Here is a 1,204-nt window from a genome sequence, read left to right as displayed (position 1 = left end):
CCAGCCCGGCAATGCCGAACCGTCAGACAGGGTAGCACTCAGGGTCAGACGGTCACCGGCATCCACATCGCTGAAGGTGCCGGCAGGCAGGGTAAAGGTAAAGACGTTGCCTTCCTCACTCTGCTGATCAGCCAGCGCGGCCGCCGTGGGGGCATCGTTGGTATTGGTAACGGTCAGGCTAAAGCTGCTGCTGACCGAAGCGCCACTGGTGTCGGTCGCGGTGACCCTGATGCTGATCGCACCGACATCGCCGTTATCCGGGGTACCGGAGAAGGTGCCGGTGCTGGCATCAAAGCTCAGCCAGCTGGGCAGGGTGGAACCATCCGCCAGCGTCGCGGTGTAGGTCAGGCTGTCACCGGCATCCACGTCACTGAAGGTGCCCGCCGGGATGGTAAAGCGGAAGGCGCTGTCTTCGGTCGCACTCTGGGCACTGATCACTCCCGCAGTGGGCGCATCGTTGGTATTGGCAACGGTCAGACTAAAGCTGCTGCTGACCGAAGCATTGCTGCCATCGGTGGCGGTGACTTTGATACTGAGGACACCCACATCGCCGTTACCCGGCGTACCGGAGAAGGTGCCGGTAGCGGCATTGAAGCTGAGCCAGCTGGGCAGGACCGAACCGTCGGCCAGGGTGGCGCTCAGGGTCAGGCTGTCGCTGCTGTCGGCATCCCCAAACAGGCCCTGTGGCAGGGTAAAGCTGAAGGCGCTGTCTTCGGTGGTGCTCTGGGCACTGATGGTGCCTGCCGTCGGCGCATCGTTCACATTGGTGACGGTCAGGGTAAAGCTACTGCTGACCGAGGCGTTGCTGCCGTCGGTGGCGGTGACTTTGATGCTGATCGCACCCACGTCGCCATTGGTGGGCGTGCCGGAGAAGGTGCCGGTAGCGGCATTGAAGCTCAGCCAGCTGGGCAGGACGGAACCGTCGGCCAGGGTCGCGGTATAAGTCAGGCTGTCACCGGCATCCACGTCACTGAAGGTGCCCGCCGGGACGGTAAAGCGGAAGGCGCTGTCTTCGGTGGCGCTCTGCGCCTCTATGGCTGCCCACGAGCACACGTCATTAGGGCTGACGCCGTTGCGGGTGATCTGAGTACGGGCCGAGGCGTCGCTGGTATCGGTGGCCGTGACCTTGATGGTCAGCCGGCCTACATCATCAGTGGTGGGCGTACCGCAGGCGGTACCTGTGCTGGCATCAAGGCTCAGCCGG

The 1,204-nt window shown here is 63.5% G+C and carries 1 protein-coding gene; it reads right to left on the bottom strand.

Going from position 1 to position 1,204, the window contains the following annotated elements; genetic code table 11:
- Positions 1–1,204 (bottom strand): putative Ig domain-containing protein (locus WH50_RS21950; protein ID WP_207780429.1); only part of this gene is annotated, 1,204 nt, incomplete at both ends.

The sequence above is a fragment of the Pokkaliibacter plantistimulans genome (assembly GCF_003194385.1).
In the GTDB taxonomy this organism is placed as follows: domain Bacteria; phylum Pseudomonadota; class Gammaproteobacteria; order Pseudomonadales; family Balneatricaceae; genus Pokkaliibacter; species Pokkaliibacter plantistimulans.
The sequence above is the reverse complement of the archived record's forward strand: the minus strand, read 5'-3'. Positions and strand labels throughout refer to the sequence as shown.